Here is a 25,279-nt window from a genome sequence, read left to right as displayed (position 1 = left end):
CCGGCTCACACGCCCGTTGCGTGCGATCAGCAAATAAATGTTAATTCCGTCACAATAAGAGCACAGGTTTTCTCGCCTGCCACCGACGTATTTATCCACATTGAAGGAGTTCCCCCATGATCTGGCAAACACCGCAAGCAGTCGACGTCCGCCTCGGTTTCGAAATCACGATGTACATCTCGAACCGTTGATTCCCAAGGTTCATGTTGAAGATGGCAAGTGCCGATGGCACTTGCTTCCCGAAAGGCATCTGCAGTGAAAATTCGCGTTCTCGGTTCAGCGGCAGGTGGCGGTTTCCCGCAATGGAACTGCAACTGCTTTAATTGTGACGGCGTGCGTCATGGCACCATCAACGCCGTCAGCCGTACCCAATCGTCCATCGCCGTCAGCGACGACGGCGTCGACTGGGTATTGATCAACGCATCTCCCGACATCCTGGTGCAAATCCGCGCCAACCCGGCCTTGCAGCCCGCCCGCCTGGTGCGCGACAGCGGCATTGCGGCGGTGCTGTTGATGGACGCGCAGATCGACCACGTCACCGGTTTGCTGATGCTGCGCGAACGTGGCAGCCCCTTGCCGTTGTACGCAAGCGCGCAGGTGCTGGCAGATCTGGCGCACGCCTTGCCGATCACCCGCGTGCTGGGGCATTACTGCGGTGTCGACGCGCATCCGCTCGCCATCGATGGCGCTGCGCTGACCATTGCGCCGCTGGCCAATACCACCTTCCTGGCGGTGCCTTTGCTGAGCAAGGCACCGCCATATTCTCCGCACCGCGACGACCCGCACCCGGGCGACAACATCGGTCTGATGCTGCAGGACAGCGCCAGCGGCGCGCGCGTGTTCTATGCGCCGGGCCTGGGCCAGGTGACCGAGGCGGTGGAAGCGGCGATGCGGCAAGCCGATGTGCTGCTGGTCGACGGCACCTGCTGGAGCGACGACGAAATGATCACGCTCGGCCTGTCGAAAAAGACCGCGCGCATGATGGGCCACCTGGCCCAATCCGGCCCGGACGGCATGATCGCGCTGCTCGACCGCATGCCGGCGCGGCGCAAGATTCTCATCCACATTAACAACAGCAACCCGATCCTGCGCGAGGACTCGCCGCAACGCGCTGAGCTGGCGGCGCACGGCATCGAGGTCGCGTTCGACGGCATGGACATCAGCGTATGAGCACACCCGACATCCAACCCTGGTCGCGCATCGAATTCGAGCAGCAGCTGCGCGCCATGGGCAAGCGCTACCACATCCACCATCCGTTCAACCTGCGCATGAACGCGGGAGCATGCTCGCCAGCCCAAATTCGCGGCTGGATTGCGAACCGGTTCTACTACCAGTTCATCATCCCGAAAAAGGATGCGGCCATCCTCTCGAATTGCGACGACCGCGCCACGCGCCGGCTGTGGATCGCGCGCATCCTCGACCATGACGGCTACGACGATTACCAGGGCGACGCGCAGGGCGGCATGGAGGCGTGGACCCAGCTGGGCGAAGCGGCCGGCATCGCGCGCGCCGAACTCTGGTCGCTGCAGCACGTGGTGCCGGCGGTGCGCTTTGCCTGCGACGCCTACGTCGATTTTGCGCGCCGCTCGCCGTGGCAGGAAGCCGTCTGTTCGTCGCTGACCGAGATGTTCGCGCCGCAGATCCACAAGGACCGGCTGGCTGGCTGGCCGAGCCAGTATCCGTGGGTGGAGGAGCAGGGCCTGACCTACTTTCGCACCCGCATCCCGCTGGCGCAGCGCGATGTCGAACACGGCCTGGCCGTGACGCTCGCTTATTTTACGACCCGCGCGCAGCAGGAGCACGCGCTGGGCATCCTGAAATTCAAGCTCGACATCCTGTGGGCCATGCTCGATGCGATCGACAAGGCGTATCCCGCATGACCATCCCCGCCACCCCGGCCATCGGCCGCCACTTTCGCCTCCAGTATGAAGAGGTCCAGCAAGCGTATGTGCTGCTGTACCCGGAAGGCATGGTCAAGCTCAATACCAGCGCCGGCGAAATTTTGAAATGCTGCGATGGCGCCACCACGGTCGACCAGATCGTCGCGACTCTGGAGGAGAAATTCCAGGCCAGCGGCCTGCGCGCCGACATCGAAGGCTTGCTGGAACATGCAGTCCAGCAGAAATGGATCGTGTGATGACGCCCACGCCTGTTGCGCCGCCGTACTGGCTGCTCGCCGAGCTCACTTACCAGTGCCCGCTGCACTGTGCGTTCTGCTACAACCCGCTGCATTACGACGGCGTGAAAAATGAATTGAGCACCGGTGAATGGGTGCGCGTGATGCGCGAAGCGCGCGCGCTCGGCGCTGTGCAACTCGGCTTCTCGGGCGGCGAGCCCCTGGTGCGCGACGACCTTGAAGAACTGGTGGCGGAAGCCCGCCGCCTCGGCTTTTACAGCAACCTGATCACGTCCGGCGTGGGCCTGAACGAAGCGCGCATCGGCGCGCTGAAGAACGCCGGCCTGGACCACATCCAGCTGTCGTTCCAGGATTCGACCAAAGAGCTGAACGATTTTTTGAGCAGCACCAGGACCTTCGACCTGAAGCTGAAAGTGGCAAAGCTGATCAAGCAGTACGACTACCCGATGGTGCTGAACTGTGTGCTGCATCGCTACAACCTGCCGCACGTGGACAAGATCATCGAGATGGCGCTGGCGCTGGGCGCCGAGTACCTGGAACTGGCCAATACCCAGTACTACGGCTGGGCGATGAAGAACCGCGCCCAGTTGATGCCGACCTTGGCGCAGGTGCGCGAGGCCGAGCGCGTGGTGGCCGACTACCGCGCGCGCATCGGCGACGCCTGCAAACTGCTGTTCGTGGTGCCCGATTATTTCGAGGATCGCCCGAAAGCCTGCATGAGCGGCTGGGGCGCCGTGTTCCTGGGCGTGGCGCCCGATGGGGTGGCGCTGCCGTGTCACAATGCGCGCGACCTGCCGGGACTGAATTTGCCGAACGTGCGCGAGATGGCGCTGGGCGAGATCTGGCGCGACAGCCCCGCCTTCAACGCCTACCGCGGCGACGACTGGATGCAGGAACCGTGCCGCAGCTGCGACGAAAAAGCGCGCGACCTGGGTGGCTGCCGCTGCCAGGCGTTCATGCTGGCGGGCGACGCTGCGGCCACCGACCCGGTATGTTCAAAGTCGCCCAACCGTGACAAGATCGACCAGGTGATACGCTTTGCCAGCCAGCCAGGCTCTGCCAGCGCGCAGGTGATCGAGCAGCCGATCGTGTTTCGCACCAATGCGAACTCGCGCAGCCTGGCCGGACAGGATACAGTGACGCTGCCGCTTTAACCGAATACACGCGATCAATCAATGGAGGCAAGATGAGTACAGCAATCGAGCAAGTCCCGTTCACCGGCATGGATGGCACGCAAACCAGTTTGGCCGCGTATGCGGGCCAGGTGCGCCTGCTGGTCAACGTCGCATCGAAGTGTGGCCTGACGCCGCAATACGAAGGTCTGGAAAAGCTGTTCACCGAGAAGCACGCCGCGGGCCTGGTCGTGATCGGTTTTCCGGCCAACGAATTCGGCGCGCAGGAACCGGGCAGCAACGAAGAAATCTCGTCATTTTGTTCGCTTAATTATGGCGTGTCGTTCCCGCTGGCCCAGAAGCTGGTGGTCAAGGGTCCGGCGACGCACGCGCTGTACCAGGCGCTCACAAGCGCCCAGCCGGTCGCCATCGATACGCACGACGGCGCGTTTGCCAAGAAGCTGGAGAACTACGGCATGCAGCGCGAGAACACTGCCGACGTGTTGTGGAATTTCGAAAAATTCCTCGTCAATCGCGCCGGTGAGGTCGTGGCACGCTTTAATCCCGATGTCACGCCGGACGATCCGCAGCTGGTAGCGGCGATCAACGCAGCGCTGGCGCAGCCCGAACGCTGACCAATCAAGCAGAAAACCACCATGACGAGAGGTTTTTTGCTGGCCGCCTCGCTGCTGGCCTGCGCAAGCGGTGCGGTGGCCGCGCCGCCGGCCGACGCGCTGTATCGCAACGGTATCATTTACACGGTCGATGCCCGCGACAGCGTACACCAGGCGCTGGCTGTGCGGGCCGGGCGCATCGTGTATGTCGGGGACGATGCCGGCGCCGCCAGACTGGCCGGCAAGGGCACGCGCGTCATCGACCTGCACGGCCGCATGCTGATGCCGGGCCTGATCGACGCGCACATGCACCCGCAATCGGGTGGCAGCCGCCTGCTCAATTGCAGCCTCGATTACCTGCCGCTGACGGTGCCGCAGTTTCAAGCCCGTATCCAGGCGTGCCTGGACCAGGATGCAAACAAGGATCCGGCGCGCTGGATGGTGGTGGTCAACTGGTTCCAGCAAGGGATGCAGCCGGACGGCGTGGCCACCAGCGCCGCCACGCTCGATACCTTGGAAACCCAGCGCCCCATCATCGTGCGCTCATCGTTCGGGCATTCGGCGCTGCTCAACACGAATGGCATCGCGAGCGCCGGGATCGGGGCTGCTACCCCTGACCCGGCCGGCGGCAAGATCGTGCGCGATGCGGCGGGGCAGGCCACTGGCCTGCTCGAAGACGCGGCCCAGGACCTGGCGATGAATTTGCTGCCGCCGTTGACGGTGGCCGAGAACCTGGCCGCCTCCGGCAAGGCGCTGGCGGCCATGCGTGAGCAGGGCATCACGACCTTCCTTGACGCCTGGACCGACCCCGAGACGATGACCGCGTTCACGACCTTGCAGCGCCAGGGCAAGCTGACCGCGCGCGCGCACTTCGGTGTGCTGATCGACCTGGACAAGGGGGCGACACCGCAGCAGGCCGTTGCCGCTTTACTGAAGCAGCAAAAGCAGTTTGACCAGGGGCCGACCCGGGCCGCGCCGTCGATGCAGGTGCGCCACGCCAAGCTGTTCATGGATGGCGTCATCGCCGCGCCGGCTTTTACGGGCGCCATGCTGCAGCCCTACCTGGAAAATAAAGGTAGCGCGGAGCAGCCCGATTGGCAGCCCGGCGCCAACCGTGGGCCTGCTACCTATTTCACGCAAGCCGCGCTGAACACCACGCTGGCCCTGCTGGCGAAGGCGCGCATCGATCCGCACATCCACGTCGACGGCGACCGCGCCGTGCGCGCATCGCTCGACGCCATCGAGACCCTGCGCGCCACCCCGGCCGGCAAGCGCGTGCGGCCGGCGCTGGCGCATGACGAGATCGTCGATCCTGCTGATTTTGTGCGTTTCGCCCGGCTCGACGTGACGCCGGTGTTGTCGTTCCAGTGGGCCAAGCCGGCGCCCGATACGGTGGGCGCGCTGAAGGACTACCTGGGGCCGGCGCGCTACGCCATCGTCGAGCCGCAGTCGCTGCTGCTGGACGCCGGCGCGCGCATCGCTTACGGCAGCGACTGGCCGGTCGATCCTTTGAACGCGTGGTTTGCGCTGAAGGTGGGCGTGACGCGTACCGCCGCGCCGGACGCCGGCAAGGAATATGCCGGCACGCTGACCGCGCAGCCGGGCATGCCGCGCGCGGCCGTGCTACGCGCGATCACCATGCATGCGGCGTACACGCTGCGCCAGGAGCGGCTGACCGGGTCGCTGGAGGTGGGCAAGCTGGCCGATTTCATCGTCATCGACCGGAACTTCCTGACGATTCCGGCCGAGGACATCGCCAACATCCAGGTGCTGCAGACTGTCGTGGGCGGCAAGGTCGTGTACCAGGCCGCCGCGCTACGCTAGCCAGGTGTTGCCTGGTACGGCGGATAGTCGATGTAGCCGTGCGCGTCGCCGCCGTAGTAGGTGGTGCGGTCCGGCGCGGCCAGCGGCCAGCCATTCTTCAAACGCGCCACCAGGTCCGGATTCGAAATGAACGGTTGGCCGAACGCCGCCAGGTCGATGACGCCGTCGGCGATCAGGTGTTCTGCACGTTCGCGCGTCATGCCGCCGGCCAGGATCAGCTTGGTCTGCGGCAGGAGCGGGCGGAATGCGCGGAGCAGCCGGTGGATCTGGTCGGACACCGAGTCGCCCGCTGCGCCGCGACTGGTGCCGTAGCCGGATTGGTCCATGACGTGCACGTAGGCGATGCCGCGCTCGCCCAGCGCTGCTGCCAGTGCCGTGTAGGTGGCGGCGATGTCGTCGTAGTGCGGCATGTCGAACAGCTGCCCGTACGGAGAGAGCCGGATGCCGACGCGCTCACGACCGACCTTGGCCACCACTGCATCGACGACTTCCAACGCAAAGCGCAGGCGCTTGTCCATCGTGTCGGCCGCGTAGTGGTCGGTACGGTCGTTCACCAGCGGGTTCAGGAATTGCTCCAGCAGGTAGCCATTCGCACCATGGATTTCGACGCCGTCGAAACCCGCGTCGATGGCGTTGCCGGCGGCCGCGGCAAAATCCTGCACCACCCGTGCGACTTCGGTTGTTGTGAGCTGGCGCGGCGCGCTGGCAGGCACCAGCGCCGGCTTGCCGTTTTCATCGTGGCCGAACGCGGTCGCGCCTTGTGCCGTCTTGCTGCTGGCGCTGACCGGTGCTTTGCCATTTTCCTGGATCGAGGTGTGCGAAACGCGACCGACGTGCCAGATCTGCGCGAACATGCGCGCCCCGACGGCGTGCACCGACTGCGTGGTCAGGCGCCAGCCGGCAATCTGTTGCGGTGTGTAGATGCCCGGGTTGAACAGATAGCCCTGGCCTTCGCGTGAGATGGGCGTGCCTTCGCTGACGATCAGGCCAGCAGTGGCGCGCTGCGTGTAGTACAGCGCGACGGTCTCGTTGGCGATGTCGGCCGGTGCGCGCGAGCGGGTCAGCGGCGCCATCACGATGCGGTTCTGGAGCGTGGTGGCGGCGAGCTGGAATGGGGCGAAAAGTTGGGTCATGAAGGTCCTGGTTTGCATTCGGCCGGGTTGGCCATGTGCTCAGCATAAAGGAAACGCGATGCCCGATACAGTGGCGCATGTGACCAGCACTTGCAGGGCGGCCTGGCGCTTGGTCTACAATGTCCCGATCGGTCCGCTAACGGTCTGCATTGCGCCTGTTGCCGGCTGCGGAACTGCTGCATCATAGGGTCTTCTTTCATCCAGCCACCAAAGGAAAGCCACACCATGCACACTACCGCCCTGATCGTGATCGATGTCCAGGAATCATTCCGCCACGCCCCTTATTGGTCCGAATCGGACCTGCCGCAGTACCTGGCCAGCCAGCAGGCGCTGATCGACGGCTGTGCTGCGCGCGGCGTGCCGGTCGTACAGATTTTTCATACCGGGGCGCAGGGGCCGTTTGCCACGGCATCCGGCCACGTGCGCACCCTGGACGGGTTGACGATTGCGCCTGGCGTTACCATCCACAAGCAGCATCACAGCGCCTTCGCCGGCACCGACCTGGCCGCATGGCTGACGGGGCAGGGCATTCGTCGCCTGATCGTCAGCGGCATCCGCACCGAGCAGCGCTGCGAAACCACGACCCGCTACGCATCCGACACCGGCTTTGGCGTCGATTTCGTCACCGAGGCAACCTTGACCTTCCCCATGACCCATGCGCGTAGCGGCCGTACCTACAGCGCGCAGGAGATCCGCGAGCGCACCGAACTGGTACTGGAACAGCGCTTCGCGCGCATCGTCACCGTGGCACAGGCGCTGGCAAGTCTGGATCGCGCAGACTGATGCCGATCCCGGTCCTGTTCGTGCTGTTGCCGAACACCCTCATGCTGGACCTGGCCGGGCCGGCCGAAGTGCTGCGCATCGCATCGCAGCTGGGCGATGGCAGCGCGCCGCAATTCGCGCTCGCTTACGTCGGTCCAAACGACCAGGTGGCGACCTCGATCGGCTTGCCGCTGGCCGGCATTGCGGCGCTACCCGAGGTGTTGCCGGACGGCGCGATCGTGGTGCTGGTCGGCGTCGCGGGGCGCGTCGGCGCGCAAGCGCGGCGGGCCTTCGATACTGCCAGCGCAACGGTCGTCGACTGGTTGCAGCGGGTCGTGGCGGGCGCCGGCGCCCGCGCCCGCGTGCTGTGCATCTGCTCGGGCGCCTTGATCGCCGCGCGCGCCGGCTTGCTGGACGGGCGCGAGTGCACCACCCATTACGCCCTGTGCGACGACTTGCGGCGCGCGGCGCCGCGCCCACGGGTGCTGGAAAACCGTTTATATGTGACCGATGGCGGCGTGAGCACCAGTGCAGGCATTACCGCAGGCATCGACCTGATGCTGAGCGTGCTGGCCAGCCTGGCCGGGCCGCGCGCCGCCTGCGCAGTGGCGCGCAATATGGTGGTCTACATGCGCAGGAGCGGCACCGATCCGCAATTGTCGGCCTGGCTCAGCGGGCGCAATCACCTGCATCCAGCCTTGCACCGGGTCCAGGACGCGCTGGCCGCCGATCCGGTGCGCCCGTGGAGCGTGGCACAGATGGCGCAGGTGGCCTGCACCAGCACCCGCCATCTGGCGCGCCTGTTCCACGAGCACGCCGGCGCCAGCCCGCTCGACTACCTGCACCGGCTGCGCGTGGCCGTGGCGCGCGAACTGATTGCGCAATCGTCGCTCGACATGGAGGCAGTCGCGGCGCGCGCCGGTTTCGGTTCGGCGCGCCACATGCGCCGCGTGTGGCACAAATTCGAGACGCTGGCGCCGTCGGACAGCCGCAGCCCGGCTTGACCGGCGCTTTTACCCGCGCGCCTTGGGCAGCAGCTGCAGCGCAGCCTTGACCTCGTCGATGACGGCCGGCCAGGCGCCGCCGCGCGCCTGGCGGAACAGGCGCATGCCGGGGTACCAGGGCGAGTCGGTGCGCTGTGTCAGCCAGCGCCAGTCGGTGCGGTAGTCAGGCAGCAGCAGCCAGCATGGCTTGCCCATGGCGCCGGCCAGGTGGGCCACGGCGGTGTCAACCGCGATGACCAGGTCGAGATTGGCGATCAGGGCCGCGGTGTCGTCGAAGTCGCCGATATGCTGCGCCAGGCTGGTGAGCGCCGGGTGCGTTTCCACGCTGTCCTTTTGCAGGCTGAAAAAGTTGACGCCGCCGATGTCGAACAGGGGCGCCAGGATGGCCAGCGACGCCAGCGAGCGGTCGGCGTCGTTCTCGAAGCGCGGGTTGCCTTGCCATGCCAGCCCAACCCGCAGCGCACCGTCGAGCAGGGGCGCGAGGCGGGCCGCCTTGACAGGATCGGCTGCCAGGTAGGGCAGGCGCGCCGGGATGGTGTCGATCAGGGTGCCGCACAGCAGAGGGAAACTGAGTGGCGCGGTCCAGTAGTCCCAGCCCGTTCGCGCAACATCCTCGTCGAAGCCAAACACCGTGTCGACGCCGGCCAGGCGCGTGAACAGCGTTTTCAGGCCAGGATGGCAGACGATGGTGATGTGCGCCGCACCGAGCGTTTTGGCGACGCTGGCGTAGCGGCAGAACTGGATCATGTCGCCATGTCCGGCTTCGAAACCGATCATCAGTCGTTTGCCGTGCAGCGCTTCACCTTGCCAGCGCGGGAAGGCGAAATGGCTGGCCAGGCGCGCATACCAGTCGCGCGCTTCGAACGCGGCCCAGCCTTCGGCGAAGCGGCCCTGGCGCAGCATCAGGTAGGCCAGGTTGAAGCGGGCATTCCGATAATCCGGTGCAAGGGCCAGCGCCGTTGCGTAGCAGGTTTCCGCCTCGACTTCGCGCTGCAGGCAGGCCAGCAGCACGCCCAGGTTCGACCACGCCGCGGGCGCTTCGGGATCGATTGCGAGCGCCTGCCGGTAGGCGTGCTCCGCTTCCGCAAACCGTTTGCTCGCCGCCAGCAGCACGCCCAGGTGCAGATGCGCCTGATAGTGCCCGGGGTCGACCGCGAGCGCGGCGCGGTAGTGGTGCTCGGCTTCGTCAAGGCAACCGTCTTCCCTGAGCAGCAGGCCCAGATTGATCTGTGCGGCGACCAGCTGCGGCGCCAGCGCAAGCGTGGCGCGAAAAGCGGCCTGCGCGCCGGCGCGGTCGCCCGCAAGCATCAGGCGTACGCCCTGGTGGAACGGTGCGTCGAAGGCGGGCAGGTCGCTCATGTGGCGGGGCCTGCGGCGTCGCTCGCCAGGGTCGGCAGAAGAGGTACAAATCGCATGGTAGGATGGGCCGGCGCAATGCGCGCAGTTTGCGCAAAGGCGCAGTATAGCCAGTCGCGGCGGCGCATCACCTTGCGCCGCAAAAAAAGATGCGCAGACGTAACTCTCCTGCTTGTTTTCCGTGGAGCCAATAGATTGCAGGATCATTATTCAACAGGGGACAAAATGGACACAGTTCTGTATTTTGAAAGCAGGCAGAACTACCATGTGTTGCGCCAGGACGAAGAGGTGGAAACCGCGCCCTTCATCACGCTGCAGCTGGTCCTCACTGACGGTCCGACCATCTACGCGTCGGATTTCTCGGTCATCAGCAAGGCGGGCTGGAACATGACGATCTGGAAGCGCGGTGCCGATGAAGTGGCGGCGGCGCCGCTCGGCTCGGTCCAGTATGCCGTGTCGAAAGGAAAGCCGCACTGTGTCATCGAGGTACACCAGTCGGCCGAGCGCTTCGCGTCGCTGTTGGCCTTGTTAAAATGCGGGCACCCGTCCGAGATCACGGTCGTTGTCGACGGCCTGACCGACAAATCCGATTACAGCAAGGACTGGAACACGGCGCAGGGGACGATCATCCGTGTCAAAACGCTCAGTTTCGAGTTTCCGTTGCCGGAGCGCGAACTCTGACGTCATCGTCCGTGGCATGGCCATTACGTGCCGTTCGGACGGCCTTGCCTTAGAATGTCGCGGCCAAGCCTGGCCCGACCAATATCAAGGAAATCCATGCTGCATCACTTGTCCATCGGCGTCGCCGACCTGCACCGCGCGTCGACCTTTTACGACGCGGTACTCGCACCGCTCGGCTACACCCAGGTGTTCGCTGACGACGAGGCGGTGGGCTACGGTTACCCGGGCGGCGGCGACAAGCTGTGCCTGAAGCTGGCCAGCCCGGTGATCGTCCCTGGCGACGGTTTTCATCTGGCGTTTGCGGCGCGCGAGCCGGCCCAGGTCGACCAGTTCCACACTGCCGCGCTGCGCCACGGCGGGCGCTGCAACGGGGCGCCGGGGCTGCGCCCGGACTACGGCGACAGCTACTATGCCGCGTTCATGGTCGATCCCGACGGCTACCGTATTGAAGCGGTCATCAATGCTGGCCCTTGAAAAGCAAGCGGCTTTGCGTACGCTCGAGCCCATCGGGCCGGATCAGGCTGCGGCCTTGTGCTGACCGCCGCCTGTCGATGGCGGGCCTGTTCGTCGCGCCGCATCGGTCGCTGATCGCGCAACTGCAGCAGGCTGCCGGGGGACAGCGTGGCACTGTGGACGGCGGCTTGAAGCCGGTGTAACCTTGCCATTGCGGCCAATCGCGGCCGCATCACAAGGAGACACTGCATGCCTTTAGCGCGCGCGCCCGATGCCCCCGGCGATTTCGATTTTATTGTGGGCGACTGGCGTGTCAGGCATCGCCGCCTGAACGCGCGCCTGGTACAGTGCGACGCGTGGACCGAGTTCGAGGGCTTGTCGTCGACCGTCCCGACCCTGGGCGGCTTCGGTAACCTGGAAGACAATCTTCTCCATTTCCCTGAAGGCAGTTTTCGCGCGGTGGCTTTGCGTTCCTTCTGCCGCGCATCCGGCACCTGGTCGATCTGGTGGCTCGACGGCCGTAACCCGGGCATGCTCGATGTCCCCGTGGTTGGCAAGTTTTCCGGCCACACCGGCATTTTTTTGGCCGACGACCTGTTCGACGGTGCGCCCATCAAGGTGCGCTTTACCTGGACCGCGCCGCCCGGGTCGCATCCGCGCTGGGAGCAGGCGTTTTCCAACGACGGCGGCGCGACGTGGGAAACCAACTGGACGATGGAATTTCAGCGCCTGGACTGACCCATGCTGTTTTCGGGCGCGTTATAATCGAGGGATGCACTATTTTTTCAAACGTCAGGTGGCGCTCATCTGGATCGCCATGCTGGGCGTCCTGTTCAGTGCATTGGCGCCCACGATTTCGCACGCGATGGCTGCGACGCAGCAGTCGGCGCTGACCATGGAAATTTGCACGGCTGACCGTTCGCTGTCCGGTTTCAAGTCTCCTGACACCGCGCAGGTCGCGGCCCACAAGGCGCCCTCCGGCATCGATCTCCACAGCTTCGAACACTGTCCGTATTGCGCAACCCAGGGCAGCATGCTGATGCTTCCGCCTGGCGCGCGCGCCGTTTTTGCGCTGCCCTCGCTGACGGCGACCTGGCCCGACCTGTTCTACCAGTCATCCACGCCACTGTTTTCCTGGACCCCGTGCAATCCGCGCGGCCCGCCCGCGCTGGCTTGATCGTCCCGGGGGCCGCGCCTTGCGCTGCTTCGACCTCCCTCGTCACTTCCGTCTGCGCCCGCCATCGGGCACGCTGGCACGTGCTTGTGCACAGTGCACGTGCCCGATGGGGCAGACGCGAGTCAAGACCATCATGTATCACCTTGTATCCAGCGAAAGCGCACCATGAAACACCCTCATTTTCCACGCCCGTCCATCCTCAACCGCGCCGCGCCGGCGCCACTGCTGCTGGCGGCAGCACTGGCTGCCGCGTTCGCGGCGCCGGCACAGGCACAGACCGCTGCCAGTGCCGATGCAGCCGACCCGGCGCTGACCATGGGCACGGTCCACGTCTACGGCAAGGCGACCGGCCCGCTCTCAACCCGCAGCGTCTCCGGTTCGGTCGACATCCTGGGCGCCGAGCTCGTCGAGGATCAGCATGTCGACTACAGCTGGGAACTGCTGGCGCGCGCACCGGGCGTGCAGGTGACCCAGTTCAAGCAAGGTACCGACGCCGGCCGCTTCTCGTTCCGTGGTTTCAATGGCGAAGGCCGGATTAACGCCGTCAAGCTGCTCATCGATGGCATACCAAGCAACGACAACGCGGGCGGCATGCCCTTTCTCGATGCGGTGTTTCCACTCGATATAGAGGCAATCGAAATTGTGCGCGGCACCAACGATCCGCGCTACGGTTTACAGAACATCGCCGGCAATGCCAATGTGCGCACCCATATCGGTGGCAACGAAGGCCGGGCCAGTCTGACCGTGGGCAGTTTCGGCACCAAAGAGCTGGAACTGGTGAAAGGGATTGAACAGGGCAACTGGCGCCAGAACTATGGACTGTCGTGGCGCGACTCGGACGGTTACCGCGACCATGCCGAGGCCCGTAAACTGGCCCTGTCCGGCAAGTGGTTCTACGCCAGCGACGACCGCCGTTGGCGCGCCGGCGCGATCGCCCGCTACTACCGCAACGCGGCGCTGGAATCGGGCTATCTGACCTACCAGCAGGCCAGCGCGGCCCCGCGCAGCTCGCCGTCTTACGCGGCGGCCGACCAGGGTGAGCGCGAGACGGGCCAGCTCAGCGCCCATATTGACGGTGAACTGTCCGATGCACTGTCGTGGTCGGGAAAACTGTATGCGAACAGCTACCGCAACGAGCGCTGGGTGCGCTTTTCGGCCGCCGGGGTCCAGCAGGAGCGTGACAGCGATGAGCAGCAGCATGGCTTCATCACCTCGCTGACCTGGCGGCCGAGCACCAGCCTGGTCCATGAATTCACACTGGAAGGCGGCTTCGACGCGCAGTGGCAGGACAATGTCAACCAGCGCTATCGCACCGTGAACCGGGTGCGCAGCAGCCAGTTCCGCGACTGGGATTTCGATCTGCAAACCCGCGGCGCCTATGTGCAGGCCGTGATCCGCCCGCTACCGGCGCTGAAAATCATCCCCGCCTACCGCATCGATCAGGTTGACGGCAACTTGCGCGACCGTCTCACCGGCACGCAGTCGCCGGCGCACGACTACGGCCCGATCCGGCAACCGAAGATCAGTATCGTGTATGCCCTGGCGCCCCGGGCCAGCGTCTACGCCAACTGGGGCCGCACCTTCCAGGTGGGCGCGGGCATCGATACCTACCGCACCCAGGCGCGCAACCTGGCGCCATCGATCAACGATGGCTGGGAAACCGGCCTGAAACTGACGCCATGGACCGGGCTCGATTGCCGCCTGGCGTATTGGGAGCAGCGCGCCTCCGGGGAAGTGGCCACCGTACTGGGCGTGAATGGCTTGCCGGACCCGGGCGGCTCCGGCAATGTCGGCAAGACGCTGCGCCGGGGTTATGACGCTCAGCTCAACGCCAGATTGCTGGTGCGGACGGTGGCGTGGGTATCCTACTCGCACCAGAAAGCCACCATCACCGTCGCCGACCCGGGTGCGCCGCAAACCCAGGGCAAGGAAATCGAAAACGTGCCGCACAATCTGTTCTCGGCCGGCATCGACGTGCAGGCCACTGAGCGCCTCAAGCTGTCGGCGTGGGGCAATGGCCAGGGCGCCTATTTTATCGACCGCAGCAACGCCCTGGGACGCTTTGGTAATTACGCCGTGCTCAATCTCGGCGCACAGTACCGGGTGTCGGAAGCGCTCAGTGTCAACCTGCAGCTCAAGAACCTGACCGACCGGCAGTATGTCTACGCGTGGTACGACAGCGGCTCGTCCGGGTTCTCCCCGGCCGATGGCCGCGCCGCCTACGCCACCCTGAACCTGCGCTTCTGATGGGTGCGTCCGCGTCCGGCAGTTTCTACCGCGCCGTGTGGCGCTGGCATTTCTATGCCGGCCTGCTGGTGCTGCCCTTGCTCGCCTGGCTGGCAGTCACCGGTGGCGTGTTCGTGTTCAAGGATCAGATCGACGATTACTTTCACGCCGACCTGCGATTCGTCCCCGCCAGCGCACTGGCCGTGCGCGCGCCCGGCGTGCTGGTGGCGGCAGCGCTGGCCGGCTATCCGGGCCAGGTACGCAGCTATACGCCGCCGTCGACGCCGACCGCTTCCGCCGCAGTCGGTATCGCGCTGGCGGACGGCCGGCGACTCCAGGTCTACGTCGATCCGCGCCGCGCCCGCGTGTTGGGCACGCTGCCGGAGGGTGGCAGCGTGGCGACCACCGTGCGCAAGCTGCACAGCCTGAAGTACTTCGGGCCGGTCGCGCGCGGCGCGGTCGAACTGGCGGCCGGCTGGGCGATCCTGCTGGTGCTCACCGGCGTTTACCTGTGGTGGCCGCGCGCGGGCAAGGCCAGCGTGCTGTCGGTGCGTGGCCAGCCGCGCCAGCGGGTATTCTGGCGCGACCTGCATGCCACCACGGGCGTGCTGGTCGGCGCCATGCTGACCTTCCTGGCCGTGACCGGCATGCCCTGGTCGGTGCTGTGGGGCGCGCAAGTGAACCAGTGGGCGAACGGCTCGAACTTCGGCTATCCGGCCGGCGTGCGGGTGCAGTTGCCGATGTCGCAGCAGCGCCTGGCCGATGCCACCCCGACCGCCTGGTCGCTCGGGCAGGCGCGGCTGCCGCTGGTGGCGCCGCCGCCCGCCAGCGGGCATGAGGGACATCAGGCACATGAGGGGCACGAAGGGCACGGGGGGCAAGTTCAGCACGGCGCGGCGCCAGGGGCGCTCAGCCTCGACCAGGCCGTCCTGCTGTTTACGCGCCTCGGCATCGCGCCAGGCTACACCGTGTTGCTGCCCACCGGGCCGAGAGCACCCTACAGCGCCTCGGTCTATCCGCACGACCTGCAGCAGCAACGCGTGATCCACCTCGACCAGTACAGCGGCAAGACACTGATCGACATGCGCTATGCCGACTACGGGCCGCTGGGCCGCTGGCTGGAGTGGGGCATCAACGTCCATCTCGGCCAGCAATTCGGCGTGCCGAATCAGGCACTGCTGGTCGTCACCTGCCTTGCCATTTTGCTGTTGTGTGTTAGCGCCTGCATCATGTGGTGGAAGCGCAGGCCGCGCGGCAGTCTGGGCGTGCCTGCGCTGCCGGTCGAGCGCCGGGCGATGCGCACTGTGTTCGCCATGCTGTTCTGCGGCGGCCTGTTGTTCCCGCTGGTGGGCGCCTCGCTGCTGCTCATCGCGGCCCTGGACTGGTACTTTCTCGTGCGCGGCGGCCGCGCTGAAGTGTCAGTCTGACGTTTCGTTTGGGACCAGCAGCAGCAGATCGGTGACGCCGGTATCGATGCCGCTTTGCGCGAGCAGGGTAGTGGCCTGGCCCCGGTGGTGCGTCTGGTGATTGAAGAAGTGCAGGATCAGACTGTCGTAGCGCTTGTTCGACACCACGCCTTTCATGTTGGCATACACGAGCGGCTGTGCGAGGCCGGTGTCGTCCAGCTGCGCGGCCCACTGCACGATGGTGCGGTCCAGTTCCCGGCGCAGCGCCAGCAGGCTGGCCAGGTCGGCTGCCTGCGCCGTGGTCAAGGCGGTGGGCGCGGGGGTGGCGCGCAGCGCATCGAGCGCCGGTTGGCGCGCCGGGTGGGCGCAAAAGCGTTTCAGCCAGATCGTGTCGGCCACCACCAGGTGGTTCAGCGTCGCAAACAGCGAGCCGAAATAGGCCTTGCGGTCGGCGAACAGCGCTTCCGGTGCAAGCTGCGCAGCCAGGCCATATAACTTTTCGTTCATGAATTCGTTATACGCGGCCATGCGCACGAACTGGTCACACAGGCTCATAAGTTGGTGTCCCGCTGTCGGTGGTTGAACTTGCGCCCCGATAGTGCAGGCTTTTGGCCGGGTTGACAAGTCCGCGGGCATGCGCGACCCGTTCCCGATGAGCGCCCTTCGCACAGTATCATCCATCTTGCATTAAACTCCCCCACCGCCGCACGCGGCAACGACACACCGAATTTATTGCACCTGGAGAGTAGTTAATATGAATGACAACACCGAACAGACGCAGCGCGAGCTGCAATTGCGCGAAGACGCGCTGGAATATCACCGCAGCCCGACCCGCGGCAAGATCGAAGTGGTGGCCACAAAACCGCTGTCGAACCAGCGCGACCTGTCGCTGGCCTATTCGCCCGGCGTGGCTTACGCCTGCGAAGAAATCGCCGCCAATCCGGCCATGGCGGCCGAGTACACCTCGCGCGCCAACCTGGTGGCGGTGATCACCAACGGCACCGCGGTGCTCGGTCTCGGTAACATCGGCCCGCTGGCGTCTAAGCCGGTCATGGAAGGCAAGGGCTGCCTGTTCAAGAAATTTGCCGGCATCGACGTGTTCGACCTGGAACTGGCTGAGAACGACCCCGACAAACTGATCGACGCAATCGCCATGATGGAGCCCACCGTGGGCGGCATCAACCTGGAAGACATCAAGGCGCCGGAGTGCTTCTACATCGAGAAGAAGCTGCGCGAGCGCATGAACATCCCGGTCTTTCACGATGACCAGCACGGCACCGCGATCATCTCCAGCGCGGCGCTGCTCAATGCCTTGAAGGTGGTCGGCAAGGATATCGGTTCGGTCAAGCTGGCCGCTTCGGGCGCCGGCGCAGCCGCCATCGCCTGTCTCGACATGATGGTGGCGATGGGCGTGAAACGCGAGAACATCTTCGTGGCCGACTCGAAGGGTGTGATCTACCAGGGTCGCGATGCGAAGATGGAAGAGAACAAAGCCAGGTTTGCGCAGGACACCTCCGCGCGCACCCTGGCCGATATCGTTGACCAGGCCGACGTGTTCCTCGGTTGCTCGACCGCCGGCGTGCTGACCGGCGCCATGGTGAAAACCATGGGCACCCAGCCGATCATCCTGGCGCTGGCCAATCCGGAGCCGGAAATCCGTCCCGAAGTGGCGAAGGCTGCGCGGCCCGACTGCATCATCGCCACCGGCCGCTCGGATTATCCGAACCAGGTTAACAACGTCCTCTGTTTCCCGTACATCTTCCGCGGCGCGCTCGATTGCGGCGCCACCCGCATCACCGACGAAATGAAGCTGGCGTGCGTGAGCGCAATTGCCGACATGGCGCAGGCGGAAGCGTCCGACATCGTGGCCTCGGCCTACGAAGGCCATGACCTGGTGTTCGGTCCCGAGTACATCATCCCGAAACCGTTCGACCCACGCCTGATCGCCGCGATCGCGCCGGCGGTTGCCGCCGCTGCCGCCGCGTCCGGCGTGGCCGCGCGCCCGATCGCGGACATGGACGCCTACCGCGAACAGCTGGGCCAGATGATCTACCACACCGGTTTCTTCATGAAGCCCGTGTTCACGCAAGCGAAGGCCGATCCGCGCCGCGTGGCGTTTGCCGAAGGCGACGACCAGCGCGTGCTGCGCGCGGTGCAGACGCTGGTCGACGAAGGCCTGGCCAAGCCGGTGCTGATCGGCGCGCCGGGCGCCGTCGAACGCGCCATCAAGCAGGCCGGTTTGCGGCTGAAACTGGACGTCGATTACACGCTGGTCGAAGCGCACGGCGACACCACCCTGCAAGGCACGCGCCTGCTCAAGGGCGGCGCCGTCGATGCCCTGATCTGCGGCATGCGCGGCAGCTACGACAGCCACCTGGCGCACGTGAAAGCCGAAATTGGGCTGGCGCCTGGCGCTGACGTGATGGCCGCCATGAATGCGCTGGTGCTCGACAAGATGACCCTGTTCATCACCGACACCTACGTCAACGATGACCCGACCGGGCGCGAACTGGCCAGTATCACGAAGCTGGCCGCGGCCAGTTTGAGCCAGTTCGGCATTGAGCCGAAAGTGGCGCTGCTGTCGCATTCGATGCTGGGCGCGTCCGAGCGGCCATCGGCGCGGAGAATGCGCGAAGCGGCGCAAATTTTGAAGGAAACCGCGCCGGCGCTGGCGGTCATCGGCGAAGTGCACGGCGACGCCGCGCTGTCGGAAGAGATCCGCAAGCTCTACAAAATGGATGGCAGCTTCGGCGGCGCGGCGAACCTGCTGGTGATGCCGTCGCTTGATGCGGCCAACATCCTGTTCAATGTGCTGAAGGTGGCGGCCGGTAAAGGCGTGACGGTGGGGCCGATCCTGCTGGGTGCGGCAAAGCCGGTACACATCCTGTCGCCGAGTGCGACGGTGCGGCGCATCGTCAACATGACGGCGCTGGCGGTGGCGGAGGCGGGTGTGCCAACGCCAGCGGTCAACGCGGCTTAATCGCGAGCACGTCATGTTCGCCATTGGCGAACATGACTCCCCGCGAAGGCGGGGAGCGACTTAACTGCTCGTGTAGCGCCCCGGCCGATGCCACGTCATCATCATCGCCGACAGCGCCACGCCTGACAGCGCCGACCAGCCCACCAGCGTGGGCGCCACCACCAGCAGCGACGTCAATAAAATCACGCTGTCGATCGCCATTTGCGAGCGGCCGGCGTTGATGCCGAATTTTTTGTACATCCACAAGGTCACGATACCCGTGCCGCCCATGCCTGCGCCATGGCGCGCAAACGCCAGCACGCCCATGCCGCACAGGGTCCCGCCGATCAGCGCGGCAAACGCCGGGTGCACGAACTGCAGCACGAATACGAACGGCACCAGTTGTAGCAAGCCCATGATCAGCGCGCTGCCGATCAGCGACTTGACGGTGAACTGCAAGCCCATGAACAGGTACGCAAACAGGAAGAACGGCAGGTTGATCAGCATGAACAGGATGCCGACCGGCGCCGGGATGACGTAGGACACCAGCAGCGCAATGCCGGCGATGCCGCCGGTGACCAGGCCCGCTGCTTTCAGCATGGCGATGCCGACCGCGGCAAACAACACGCCCGAGACCAGGCCGTAGGCATCTTCGGCCACGGTGTGCGGAATGGCGGCTGGCGGGGTCACGCTTGGAGACGACTGCATGTAAAAATCCTGGCGATGAATGTTGGTCGTCGAGGGGCCGTCACGGGTGGCTGTGCCGCCACCTGGCGCGAGGGTCAGGACGATAGCGCCGCCTTCCAGTCTCCATGATGAAAGGGCGGTAATCTTGAATCGCGCATTGTACCGCAGCCAACCTGCCGTCCCAAGCACGGCGGGGCGCCAGCGCCCGTTTTATGGCATCGGCAACAACAGTTGGCGCGCGGCGGCGACCAGTTGCGCCCCCATCCGCTCCAGCCGCACTGGCTGCACCTGCCAGGCATGCCAGTACAAGGGTACGTCGACGTACAGTTGCGGCGCCAGGTCGACCAACCTGGCGGCCGCCAGCAGCGGCATGCACTGTTGCTGCGGCAGCATGCCGTAACCGAGTCCGAGCAGGATGGCTTGCACGTACGGGTCGCTGGCCGGCACAAAATGAAAGGGGTAGTCGCCTTCCTGCAAGCCGAGATGCTGCAGCAGGAAATGCTTTTGCAATTGATCCTTTGGGTCGAACACCATTACCGGCGCGCGCCGCGCCGCCTCGCGTTCGAGCCCGTCCGGGAAATAGCGCTGCGCAAAAGCCGGCGCGCTCACCATCCGGTAGCGCATCACCCCGAGCGGCGTGACGGTGCAGCCGCGCATGGGCTGCGCCGCGCCAGCGATGCAGGCCACGGCGCGGCCCTGTTCCAGCAAGGCGAAGGTGTGGCCCTGGTTGTCCAGCACCAGATCGATCAGCAGGTTTTCGACCAGCAGAATCGGCGCGAGCGCCGGCAGCAGCCAGGTGGCCAGCGTGTCATTGTTGACGGCCAGCGCGACCTTTACCAGGCCGGGGTCGGTGTCCATGTCGGCGGCGAACTCCGCCTCCAGCAGCGCGCGCCGGCGCAGAAACTGCAAAACCCGCATGCCGGGCACGGTCGGGCGGCAGGGGCGGGTGCGTACCAGCAGCGGCATGCCCAGCTCGTCTTCCAGCGCCGAAATGCGCTGGGAGACTGCCGACGGGGTGATGTGCAGCAGCACGGCGGCCTGCTCGAGGCTGCCGCTATCGATGGCGGCGAGAAACGCTGCGCCGCGGCGGGGCTCGATGTTCGTCATTAGTTTTGCTTAACTGGTGGGGAATTCGATAAATATAGTTTAATTTGGGGCGGCGTGGGCATACTTCCAACAAACCAGGGAGTTTACTTGCGCGCTCAAGGAGTTATCACGTAGCATACAAGTTCCCTGATCAGACCGGAGAGCGCCATGCATGTTCCCACCCTCAAGACCAACCCCAACTTTCGCTGGCTGCTGCGCGGCGCCATCGTCTCCAACCTGGGCGACCAGTTGACCGTGGTGGCGCTGCCCCTGCTGGTGCTGCAGCTGACCGGCGACCCGCTGGCCCTCGGCCTGGTGATTGCGCTGATCGGCCTGCCGCGCGCCATTTTTATCCTGCTCGGCGGCGCGCTGGTCGACCGCTTCTCGCCGCAGCGCGTCCTGATGGCCAGCAAGCTGGCCAACGCCGTTTTGCTGATCCTGCTGGCGCTGCTCGTCATGAACACGCACCCGGTCCTCACGCTGGAACTGGGTACGCTGCTGTCGATCGCCGTGACGCTGACGCCGCACCTGGTGTTGATGCTGGTGTGCGCCCTGGCGTTCAGCCTCGGCCTGGCCCAGGCCTTCAGCATCCCTGCTGGCGCCGCGATCGTGCCTGCGGCCTTGCCGGCGACCTTGCTGGAAGCGGGCAACGGCGCGTTGATGGGACTGCGCCAGCTGGCGCTGCTGGCCGGGCCCTTGCTGGCGGTGTGGCTGCTGGGCGCGCGTCAGCACGGGCTGGCGCTCGCGTTCGCGCTCGATGCAGCCAGTTTTCTGGTCTCGGCGTGGATGCTTGCGCGGGTCGTCCTGCACGCCGACCGTCCGGCCGGCGCCGCGCCGCTGCTGCGCGCACTGGGCGCCGGGCTGGTGCAGCTCTGGCGCGACAGCGCGCTGCGCCTGTGCTTCATCTACTGGGCGCTGGTGGCCGTGTGCATCGGCGGCGCCATGCAGGTGGCCTTGCCGGTGCTGGCCACCCAGCTGGCCGGCGCCGGCACGCTCGCCTGGCTGATGGCGGCCAACGGCGGTGGCATCTTGCTGGGCATGGCGGCGGCCGCACTGGGCGGTCCGCGTCTGCGCTTTTCCCGCTTCGGGTGCACCATCCTGCTGGTCGATGCGCTGGTCGGGTGCCTGGTCATGCCGCTCGGTGTCGTCGATCGCGCCTGGCTGGCCGCGCTCCTGTTGCTGGGGCTGGGAGTCCTGTCCGGCTACCTGCAAATCACCATCTACAGCTGGATCGGCCGGCGCGTGCCGGCGGCGCTGATGGGACGGGCCATGAGCATCTTCATGTTCATTTTCATGGGCCTGGCACCGCTGTCGGCCGCGGGCGCCGGCTGGCTGCTGCGCTTTGTCTCGCTGCCGCAGCTGTTCCTCGGCGGTGGCCTGGTGCTGTTGACACTGGCAGCGCTCGCATGGCTGCTCACGCCGATGCGCCATATTCCATTAGCCCCGCTAACGGCCCCTTAAATTGCGTGAATCTGGTTGATGCTCAGGCTTGCCCCGGCCATGCTTGCGCTTTTAAAAAGTCAGTCACACACCGATGTTTTCACAACAAGTTTTCCTGCAAGGCCTGGGCCTGGGCGCCAGCCTGATCATGCCGATCGGCGTGCAAAACGCGCACGTCATCCGCACCGGCATCCGCGGCCGCCACGTGCTGCTGACCGTGGTCACCTGCATCCTGGTCGATATCAGCCTGATTGCGCTCGGCATGGCCGGTTTCGGCGCGCTGGTGACCGCATCGCCGATGCTGCTGGCGCTCAGTCGCTACGGTGGTGCGCTCTTTTTAGTCTGGTACGGCCAGCGCTGCCTGCGCAGCAGCTGGCGCGGTGCTGCGGCGCCGGTGCTGGCCGGCGCGCCAGCGGGCAGCGCCGGGGCGGCGTTTGGCAGCGTGCTGGCGCTGTCCTTGCTCAACCCCCACGTCTACCTGGACACGGTGGTGTTGCTGGGCGCAGTGGGCACCAGCCTGGCGACCAGCCACCGTCCGGCCTTCACGGCCGGCGCGATGGCCGCGTCGCTGTTCTGGTTTTCAAGCCTGGGCCTGGTCGCGCGCCTCGGCGCCGGCGTGCTCGGCAAACCCGCCGTCTGGCGCGCCATCGAGGCGTTTACGGGTGTGACGATGCTGGTGCTGGCCGGCCTGCTGCTGTTTGGCTGATCAGCGCGCAGTTTTCCCACCCAGCGTGTAGCGCAGGCTCAATGCAAGCAGGCGCGGCGCACCGGGCGCGTAGAACGTCGCGTTGCGCAGCGCGGCCGTGTTGTTGGCAAACGGCCGCGCCAGGAAATTGCCGCTGGCGTCAAAGCCCGTGGCACCGAGTTGCGCCGCCGAGTTGTAGTGCGTGTCGAACAGGTTGCTGACGCTGGCGATGAGTTGCCAGCGCGGCGACACGTTCCAGGTGGCGCCCAGGTTGGCCACGACATAGCCAGCGCTGTAGCCGTTACCGAGGTAATACACGCCGTCCGGCTGGTGCCCGTTGTTTTCATTGCCGCGCGCCAGGCTGCTGGACGTGGCGACGATGCCGCCGTTGAGCGACAAGGCCGGCGTGAGCACGTAGTCGAGCGACAGTTTGAATAATTGGCGCGGAACCAGCGGGATGCGGTCGCCCGGCGCAATGCCGATGGTGCCGTCGACGCCGTGCTCGCCGGCGAGGGCGCTGTCGTTGCTGCTGTTGCTGCTGCCGTCGACCGTCTCGCGGCTCTGGTAGGTGGCATCGAGCCAGGTGTAATGGGCGCCAACGGTGAGCGCGCCGAAGTTGGCAATGGCGCCCAGTTCCAATCCGCGCCGGCGCGTCTTGCCAAAGTTTTTAAAATAACCAAACCCGGCCTGGTCGTCGGCCACAAACAAAATGTCGTCGCGGTTCACGGCGCTGAACAAGCCGGCGTTCCACTGTGTTCTCGCGTTGCCGCCGCGCAGGCCCGCCTCGAAGGTACGCGTGACGACCTGGTCGAGCGGCGGGTCGCCCGCCATGGCGTTGGGCAGCTTGCACGGCTGCTCGGGGTTGGCGCAACCGAGTTCGATGGCAGTCGGTGCGCGGCTGCTCTGGCTGACCCCGCCATACAGGTTGAGCGACGGGCTCGGGCTGTAGGACAGGCCCACGGCCGGGTTCAGGCGCTTGAAGCGGTGCTCGCCGGACAGCGACGCACTGTCGCCGTCCGCATGGATCTGGTCGCGGTTTTTCACCGAGGTGTCGTTGTAGCGCGCCGACAGCGTCAGGTGCAGCGTCTTTTGCAGCGACAGGGTGTCGCTGGCGAACACGCTCCAGGTGCGCACGCGGCTATTCAAGTCGACCCGGGTGTCGTACGGTTCGCCGTCGACGTCGCCGCCGGAGACGCCGTCGCCAAACGCGCCCACACCGGTAATGCTGCGGTCGGGATTGAGGTAGCCGAGCTCGGACGACTGGCCGAAGCTGCTGCGGCTGGCGTCAAAAGCGGCGCCGCCCACCAGCACGTTGCGGACCTGCGCGGTCTCGCTCAGCCAGCGCAGCTGCCCGGCGACGCCATGGTTGTTCTGCGTGCTGCGGGTCTGGTTGATGACGCCATTGCATTTTTCGGCCGGCTCGTCGTTCAGCAGCGCCTGGCCGATGCAGCGCCACTTCGGAAACGGCGTGTTGGCGGCCGTGGCGCCGCTGGCCGGGAAGCCTGCGTAACCGGCCGCGCGCAAGGCGGCCCGTTCGGCAGCGCTGGGCTGGTACACCGACTGGTCGAGCGCATCGTCGTTCAGGTCGCCGTTGTAGGTGGCCGTGGTGATGCGGCGCGCGTAGGCGTTGCCGGAGAACTGCAGGGCGTCGCTAAAGGCATGGCTGGCGCTGAAGTTCAGCATGCTGGCGCGGTTGTCCGTGATGTCCGGTTTGGTGTAGACGCTGGCCCGCTCGCGCGCGAGGAACGATTGTTCCTGCAGACCGTTGCCGGTCAGCGTATTGTCGGCGTGGGACAGCGACAGCGCGAGCGTGGTGGCGCGGTTCTGCCAACCCAGTTTGCCGAACAGCTGGCGCACGTCGGACGGTGAATCATCGCGCCAGCCATCTTCCTTGAAACGGTTGCCCGTCACGTACCAGTCCCAGCCCGATTCGTTAAAACCGCCATGCTCGAATTCCACAGCGTGGCGCCGCTTGCTGCCCACCGTCGCCTGGACCGCGCTGCCGGCGTCGTGACGGCCATCCTTGGTATGCACCGACAGCGCGCCGCCCAGGGTATTCAAGCCAAACAGCGGGTTCGAACCCGGCATCAGCTCGATGCTGGAAATGGCTGCGCGCGGGATCAGATCCCAGCTGACCACGTCGCCGAAGGGCTGGTTCATGCGCACGCCATCGACATACACCGAGATGCCCTGCGCGTTGCCCAGCAGGGGAGAGGCGGTGTAGCCGCGGTAGCTGACATCCATCTGGAACGGGTTGCCCTGCACCTCGTTGACATGCACGCTGCCCATGCGGCGGTTCAAAAAGTCGCCCAGCTCCAGCGCACCGCTCCTGGCCAGGTCGGCGCTGGTGGCGCCTTGCACGGGCGCTGCCACTTCTTCACTCAACTGGCCAATGCCGGGCAGCGGCGTGGTGCCGACCACGATGACTTGCGGGATGAGGTCGGCCGCGTGGGCACTCAAGGCGCCCAGCAGGGCGATGGTGGTGAAGGAAGTTTTCATGGCGTCTCTTGTGGTTGGCCTGCCGGTCTGCGATCGCC

24 protein-coding genes are annotated in these 25,279 nt (G+C 65.7%); 18 read left to right on the top strand and 6 right to left on the bottom strand.

Annotated features, from left to right (window positions below):
* Positions 1-116 precede the first annotated feature (116 nt).
* From pqqA to V6M87_RS19960, 7 genes are read left to right on the top strand one after another with little or no spacing between them, the layout of a single operon-like run.
* Positions 117-191: a pyrroloquinoline quinone precursor peptide PqqA gene (pqqA, locus tag V6M87_RS27285; protein WP_442920621.1), complete on the top strand. Its 75-nt coding sequence runs from the start codon at positions 117-119 to the stop codon at positions 189-191.
* A gap of 34 nt (positions 192-225) precedes the next feature.
* On the top strand, positions 226-1,170 hold the full coding sequence (gene pqqB, locus V6M87_RS19985; RefSeq protein ID WP_332878418.1) for a pyrroloquinoline quinone biosynthesis protein PqqB: 945 nt from the start codon (positions 226-228) through the stop codon (positions 1,168-1,170).
* On the top strand, positions 1,167-1,880 hold the full coding sequence (gene pqqC / locus V6M87_RS19980) for a pyrroloquinoline-quinone synthase PqqC (RefSeq protein ID WP_332878417.1): 714 nt from the start codon (positions 1,167-1,169) through the stop codon (positions 1,878-1,880). The genes pqqB and pqqC overlap by 4 nt, the downstream gene beginning before the upstream one ends.
* Entirely contained in the window at positions 1,877-2,137 is a 261-nt protein-coding gene (pqqD, locus tag V6M87_RS19975; protein ID WP_332878416.1) for a pyrroloquinoline quinone biosynthesis peptide chaperone PqqD, read from the top strand. Before pqqC ends, pqqD begins: the two co-directional genes overlap by 4 nt.
* Positions 2,137-3,291, top strand: coding sequence for a pyrroloquinoline quinone biosynthesis protein PqqE (pqqE, locus tag V6M87_RS19970; RefSeq protein WP_332878415.1), 1,155 nt, complete (start codon positions 2,137-2,139; stop codon positions 3,289-3,291). Before pqqD ends, pqqE begins: the two co-directional genes overlap by 1 nt.
* A gap of 32 nt (positions 3,292-3,323) precedes the next feature.
* On the top strand, positions 3,324-3,884 hold the full coding sequence (locus V6M87_RS19965; RefSeq protein ID WP_332878414.1) for a glutathione peroxidase: 561 nt from the start codon (positions 3,324-3,326) through the stop codon (positions 3,882-3,884).
* Between the two features lie 21 nt (positions 3,885-3,905).
* Entirely contained in the window at positions 3,906-5,687 is a 1,782-nt protein-coding gene (locus V6M87_RS19960; protein ID WP_332878413.1) for an amidohydrolase, read from the top strand.
* Here the strand turns inward: V6M87_RS19960 and V6M87_RS19955 are convergent.
* Positions 5,684-6,820, bottom strand: a complete 1,137-nt coding sequence (locus tag V6M87_RS19955) for an alkene reductase (RefSeq protein ID WP_332878412.1) — start codon at positions 6,818-6,820, stop codon at positions 5,684-5,686. The two genes, V6M87_RS19960 and V6M87_RS19955, sit on opposite strands and share 4 nt — an antisense overlap.
* 225 nt (positions 6,821-7,045) lie before the next feature.
* Between V6M87_RS19955 and V6M87_RS19950 the strand changes: the two genes are divergently transcribed.
* Both V6M87_RS19950 and V6M87_RS19945 read left to right on the top strand, forming a co-directional pair.
* Positions 7,046-7,603 carry an isochorismatase family protein gene (locus V6M87_RS19950; protein ID WP_332878411.1) on the top strand — a complete coding sequence of 186 codons (558 nt, stop codon included), beginning with the start codon at positions 7,046-7,048 and terminating at the stop codon, positions 7,601-7,603.
* Positions 7,603-8,586 carry a GlxA family transcriptional regulator gene (locus tag V6M87_RS19945; RefSeq protein WP_332878410.1) on the top strand — a complete coding sequence of 328 codons (984 nt, stop codon included), beginning with the start codon at positions 7,603-7,605 and terminating at the stop codon, positions 8,584-8,586. The genes V6M87_RS19950 and V6M87_RS19945 overlap by 1 nt, the downstream gene beginning before the upstream one ends.
* Positions 8,587-8,595: 9 nt before the next feature.
* Here the strand turns inward: V6M87_RS19945 and V6M87_RS19940 are convergent, their stop codons facing one another.
* Positions 8,596-9,945, bottom strand: a complete 1,350-nt coding sequence (locus V6M87_RS19940) for a tetratricopeptide repeat protein (protein WP_332878409.1) — start codon at positions 9,943-9,945, stop codon at positions 8,596-8,598.
* Between the two features lie 222 nt (positions 9,946-10,167).
* Here V6M87_RS19940 and V6M87_RS19935 point away from each other — a divergent pair, with 222 nt between their 5' ends.
* The 6 genes from V6M87_RS19935 (at position 10,168) to V6M87_RS19910 (ending at position 15,906) form a co-directional block, all read left to right on the top strand.
* Positions 10,168-10,623: a hypothetical protein gene (locus tag V6M87_RS19935; RefSeq protein ID WP_332878408.1), complete on the top strand. Its 456-nt coding sequence runs from the start codon at positions 10,168-10,170 to the stop codon at positions 10,621-10,623.
* Between the two features lie 96 nt (positions 10,624-10,719).
* On the top strand, positions 10,720-11,097 hold the full coding sequence (locus tag V6M87_RS19930; protein WP_332878407.1) for a VOC family protein: 378 nt from the start codon (positions 10,720-10,722) through the stop codon (positions 11,095-11,097).
* 228 nt (positions 11,098-11,325) lie between these two features.
* Positions 11,326-11,814 carry a DUF1579 domain-containing protein gene (locus V6M87_RS19925; protein WP_332878406.1) on the top strand — a complete coding sequence of 163 codons (489 nt, stop codon included), beginning with the start codon at positions 11,326-11,328 and terminating at the stop codon, positions 11,812-11,814.
* Between the two features lie 34 nt (positions 11,815-11,848).
* Complete coding sequence (locus V6M87_RS19920) at positions 11,849-12,253, top strand: DUF2946 domain-containing protein (RefSeq protein ID WP_332878405.1); 405 nt, start codon at positions 11,849-11,851, stop codon at positions 12,251-12,253.
* A 165-nt stretch (positions 12,254-12,418) separates the two neighbouring features.
* Positions 12,419-14,500, top strand: a complete 2,082-nt coding sequence (locus V6M87_RS19915; protein WP_332878404.1) for a TonB-dependent receptor — start codon at positions 12,419-12,421, stop codon at positions 14,498-14,500.
* Positions 14,500-15,906, top strand: a complete 1,407-nt coding sequence (locus V6M87_RS19910) for a PepSY-associated TM helix domain-containing protein (RefSeq protein WP_332878403.1) — start codon at positions 14,500-14,502, stop codon at positions 15,904-15,906. Before V6M87_RS19915 ends, V6M87_RS19910 begins: the two co-directional genes overlap by 1 nt.
* On the opposite strand, the gene V6M87_RS19905 is transcribed toward V6M87_RS19910, so the two are convergent.
* A complete protein-coding gene (locus V6M87_RS19905; RefSeq protein ID WP_332878402.1) occupies positions 15,898-16,440 on the bottom strand; it encodes a DinB family protein in 543 nt (180 codons plus the stop codon). The genes V6M87_RS19910 and V6M87_RS19905 overlap by 9 nt on opposite strands.
* 199 nt (positions 16,441-16,639) lie before the next feature.
* On the opposite strand from V6M87_RS19905, the gene V6M87_RS19900 reads away from it, so the two are divergent.
* Positions 16,640-18,865, top strand: coding sequence for an NADP-dependent malic enzyme (locus V6M87_RS19900; protein WP_332878401.1), 2,226 nt, complete (start codon positions 16,640-16,642; stop codon positions 18,863-18,865).
* 60 nt (positions 18,866-18,925) lie between these two features.
* On the opposite strand, the gene V6M87_RS19895 is transcribed toward V6M87_RS19900, so the two are convergent.
* Positions 18,926-19,552, bottom strand: a complete 627-nt coding sequence (locus V6M87_RS19895; RefSeq protein WP_332878400.1) for a YitT family protein — start codon at positions 19,550-19,552, stop codon at positions 18,926-18,928.
* Between the two features lie 189 nt (positions 19,553-19,741).
* Positions 19,742-20,638 (bottom strand): HTH-type transcriptional regulator ArgP, encoded by an 897-nt coding sequence (gene argP, locus V6M87_RS19890; protein WP_332878399.1) that lies wholly within the window; start codon positions 20,636-20,638, stop codon positions 19,742-19,744.
* A 147-nt stretch (positions 20,639-20,785) separates the two neighbouring features.
* Here argP and V6M87_RS19885 point away from each other — a divergent pair, with 147 nt between their 5' ends.
* Together V6M87_RS19885 and V6M87_RS19880 are read left to right on the top strand one after the other, a co-directional pair.
* Entirely contained in the window at positions 20,786-22,078 is a 1,293-nt protein-coding gene (locus V6M87_RS19885) for an MFS transporter (protein ID WP_332878398.1), read from the top strand.
* Positions 22,079-22,151: 73 nt separating this feature from the next.
* The gene (locus tag V6M87_RS19880; protein ID WP_332878397.1) at positions 22,152-22,763 is read left to right on the top strand and encodes a LysE/ArgO family amino acid transporter; all 612 of its coding nucleotides are present in this window, start codon (positions 22,152-22,154) and stop codon (positions 22,761-22,763) included.
* Here the strand turns inward: V6M87_RS19880 and V6M87_RS19875 are convergent, their stop codons facing one another.
* The gene (locus tag V6M87_RS19875; protein WP_332878396.1) at positions 22,764-25,241 is read right to left on the bottom strand and encodes a TonB-dependent receptor; all 2,478 of its coding nucleotides are present in this window, start codon (positions 25,239-25,241) and stop codon (positions 22,764-22,766) included.
* Positions 25,242-25,279 lie beyond the last annotated feature (38 nt).

The sequence above is a fragment of the Massilia sp. S19_KUP03_FR1 genome (genome assembly GCF_036688685.1).
Taxonomy (GTDB): Bacteria; Pseudomonadota; Gammaproteobacteria; order Burkholderiales; family Burkholderiaceae_D; genus JALYUM01.
This window is presented reverse-complemented; position numbering and strand designations above follow the sequence as displayed.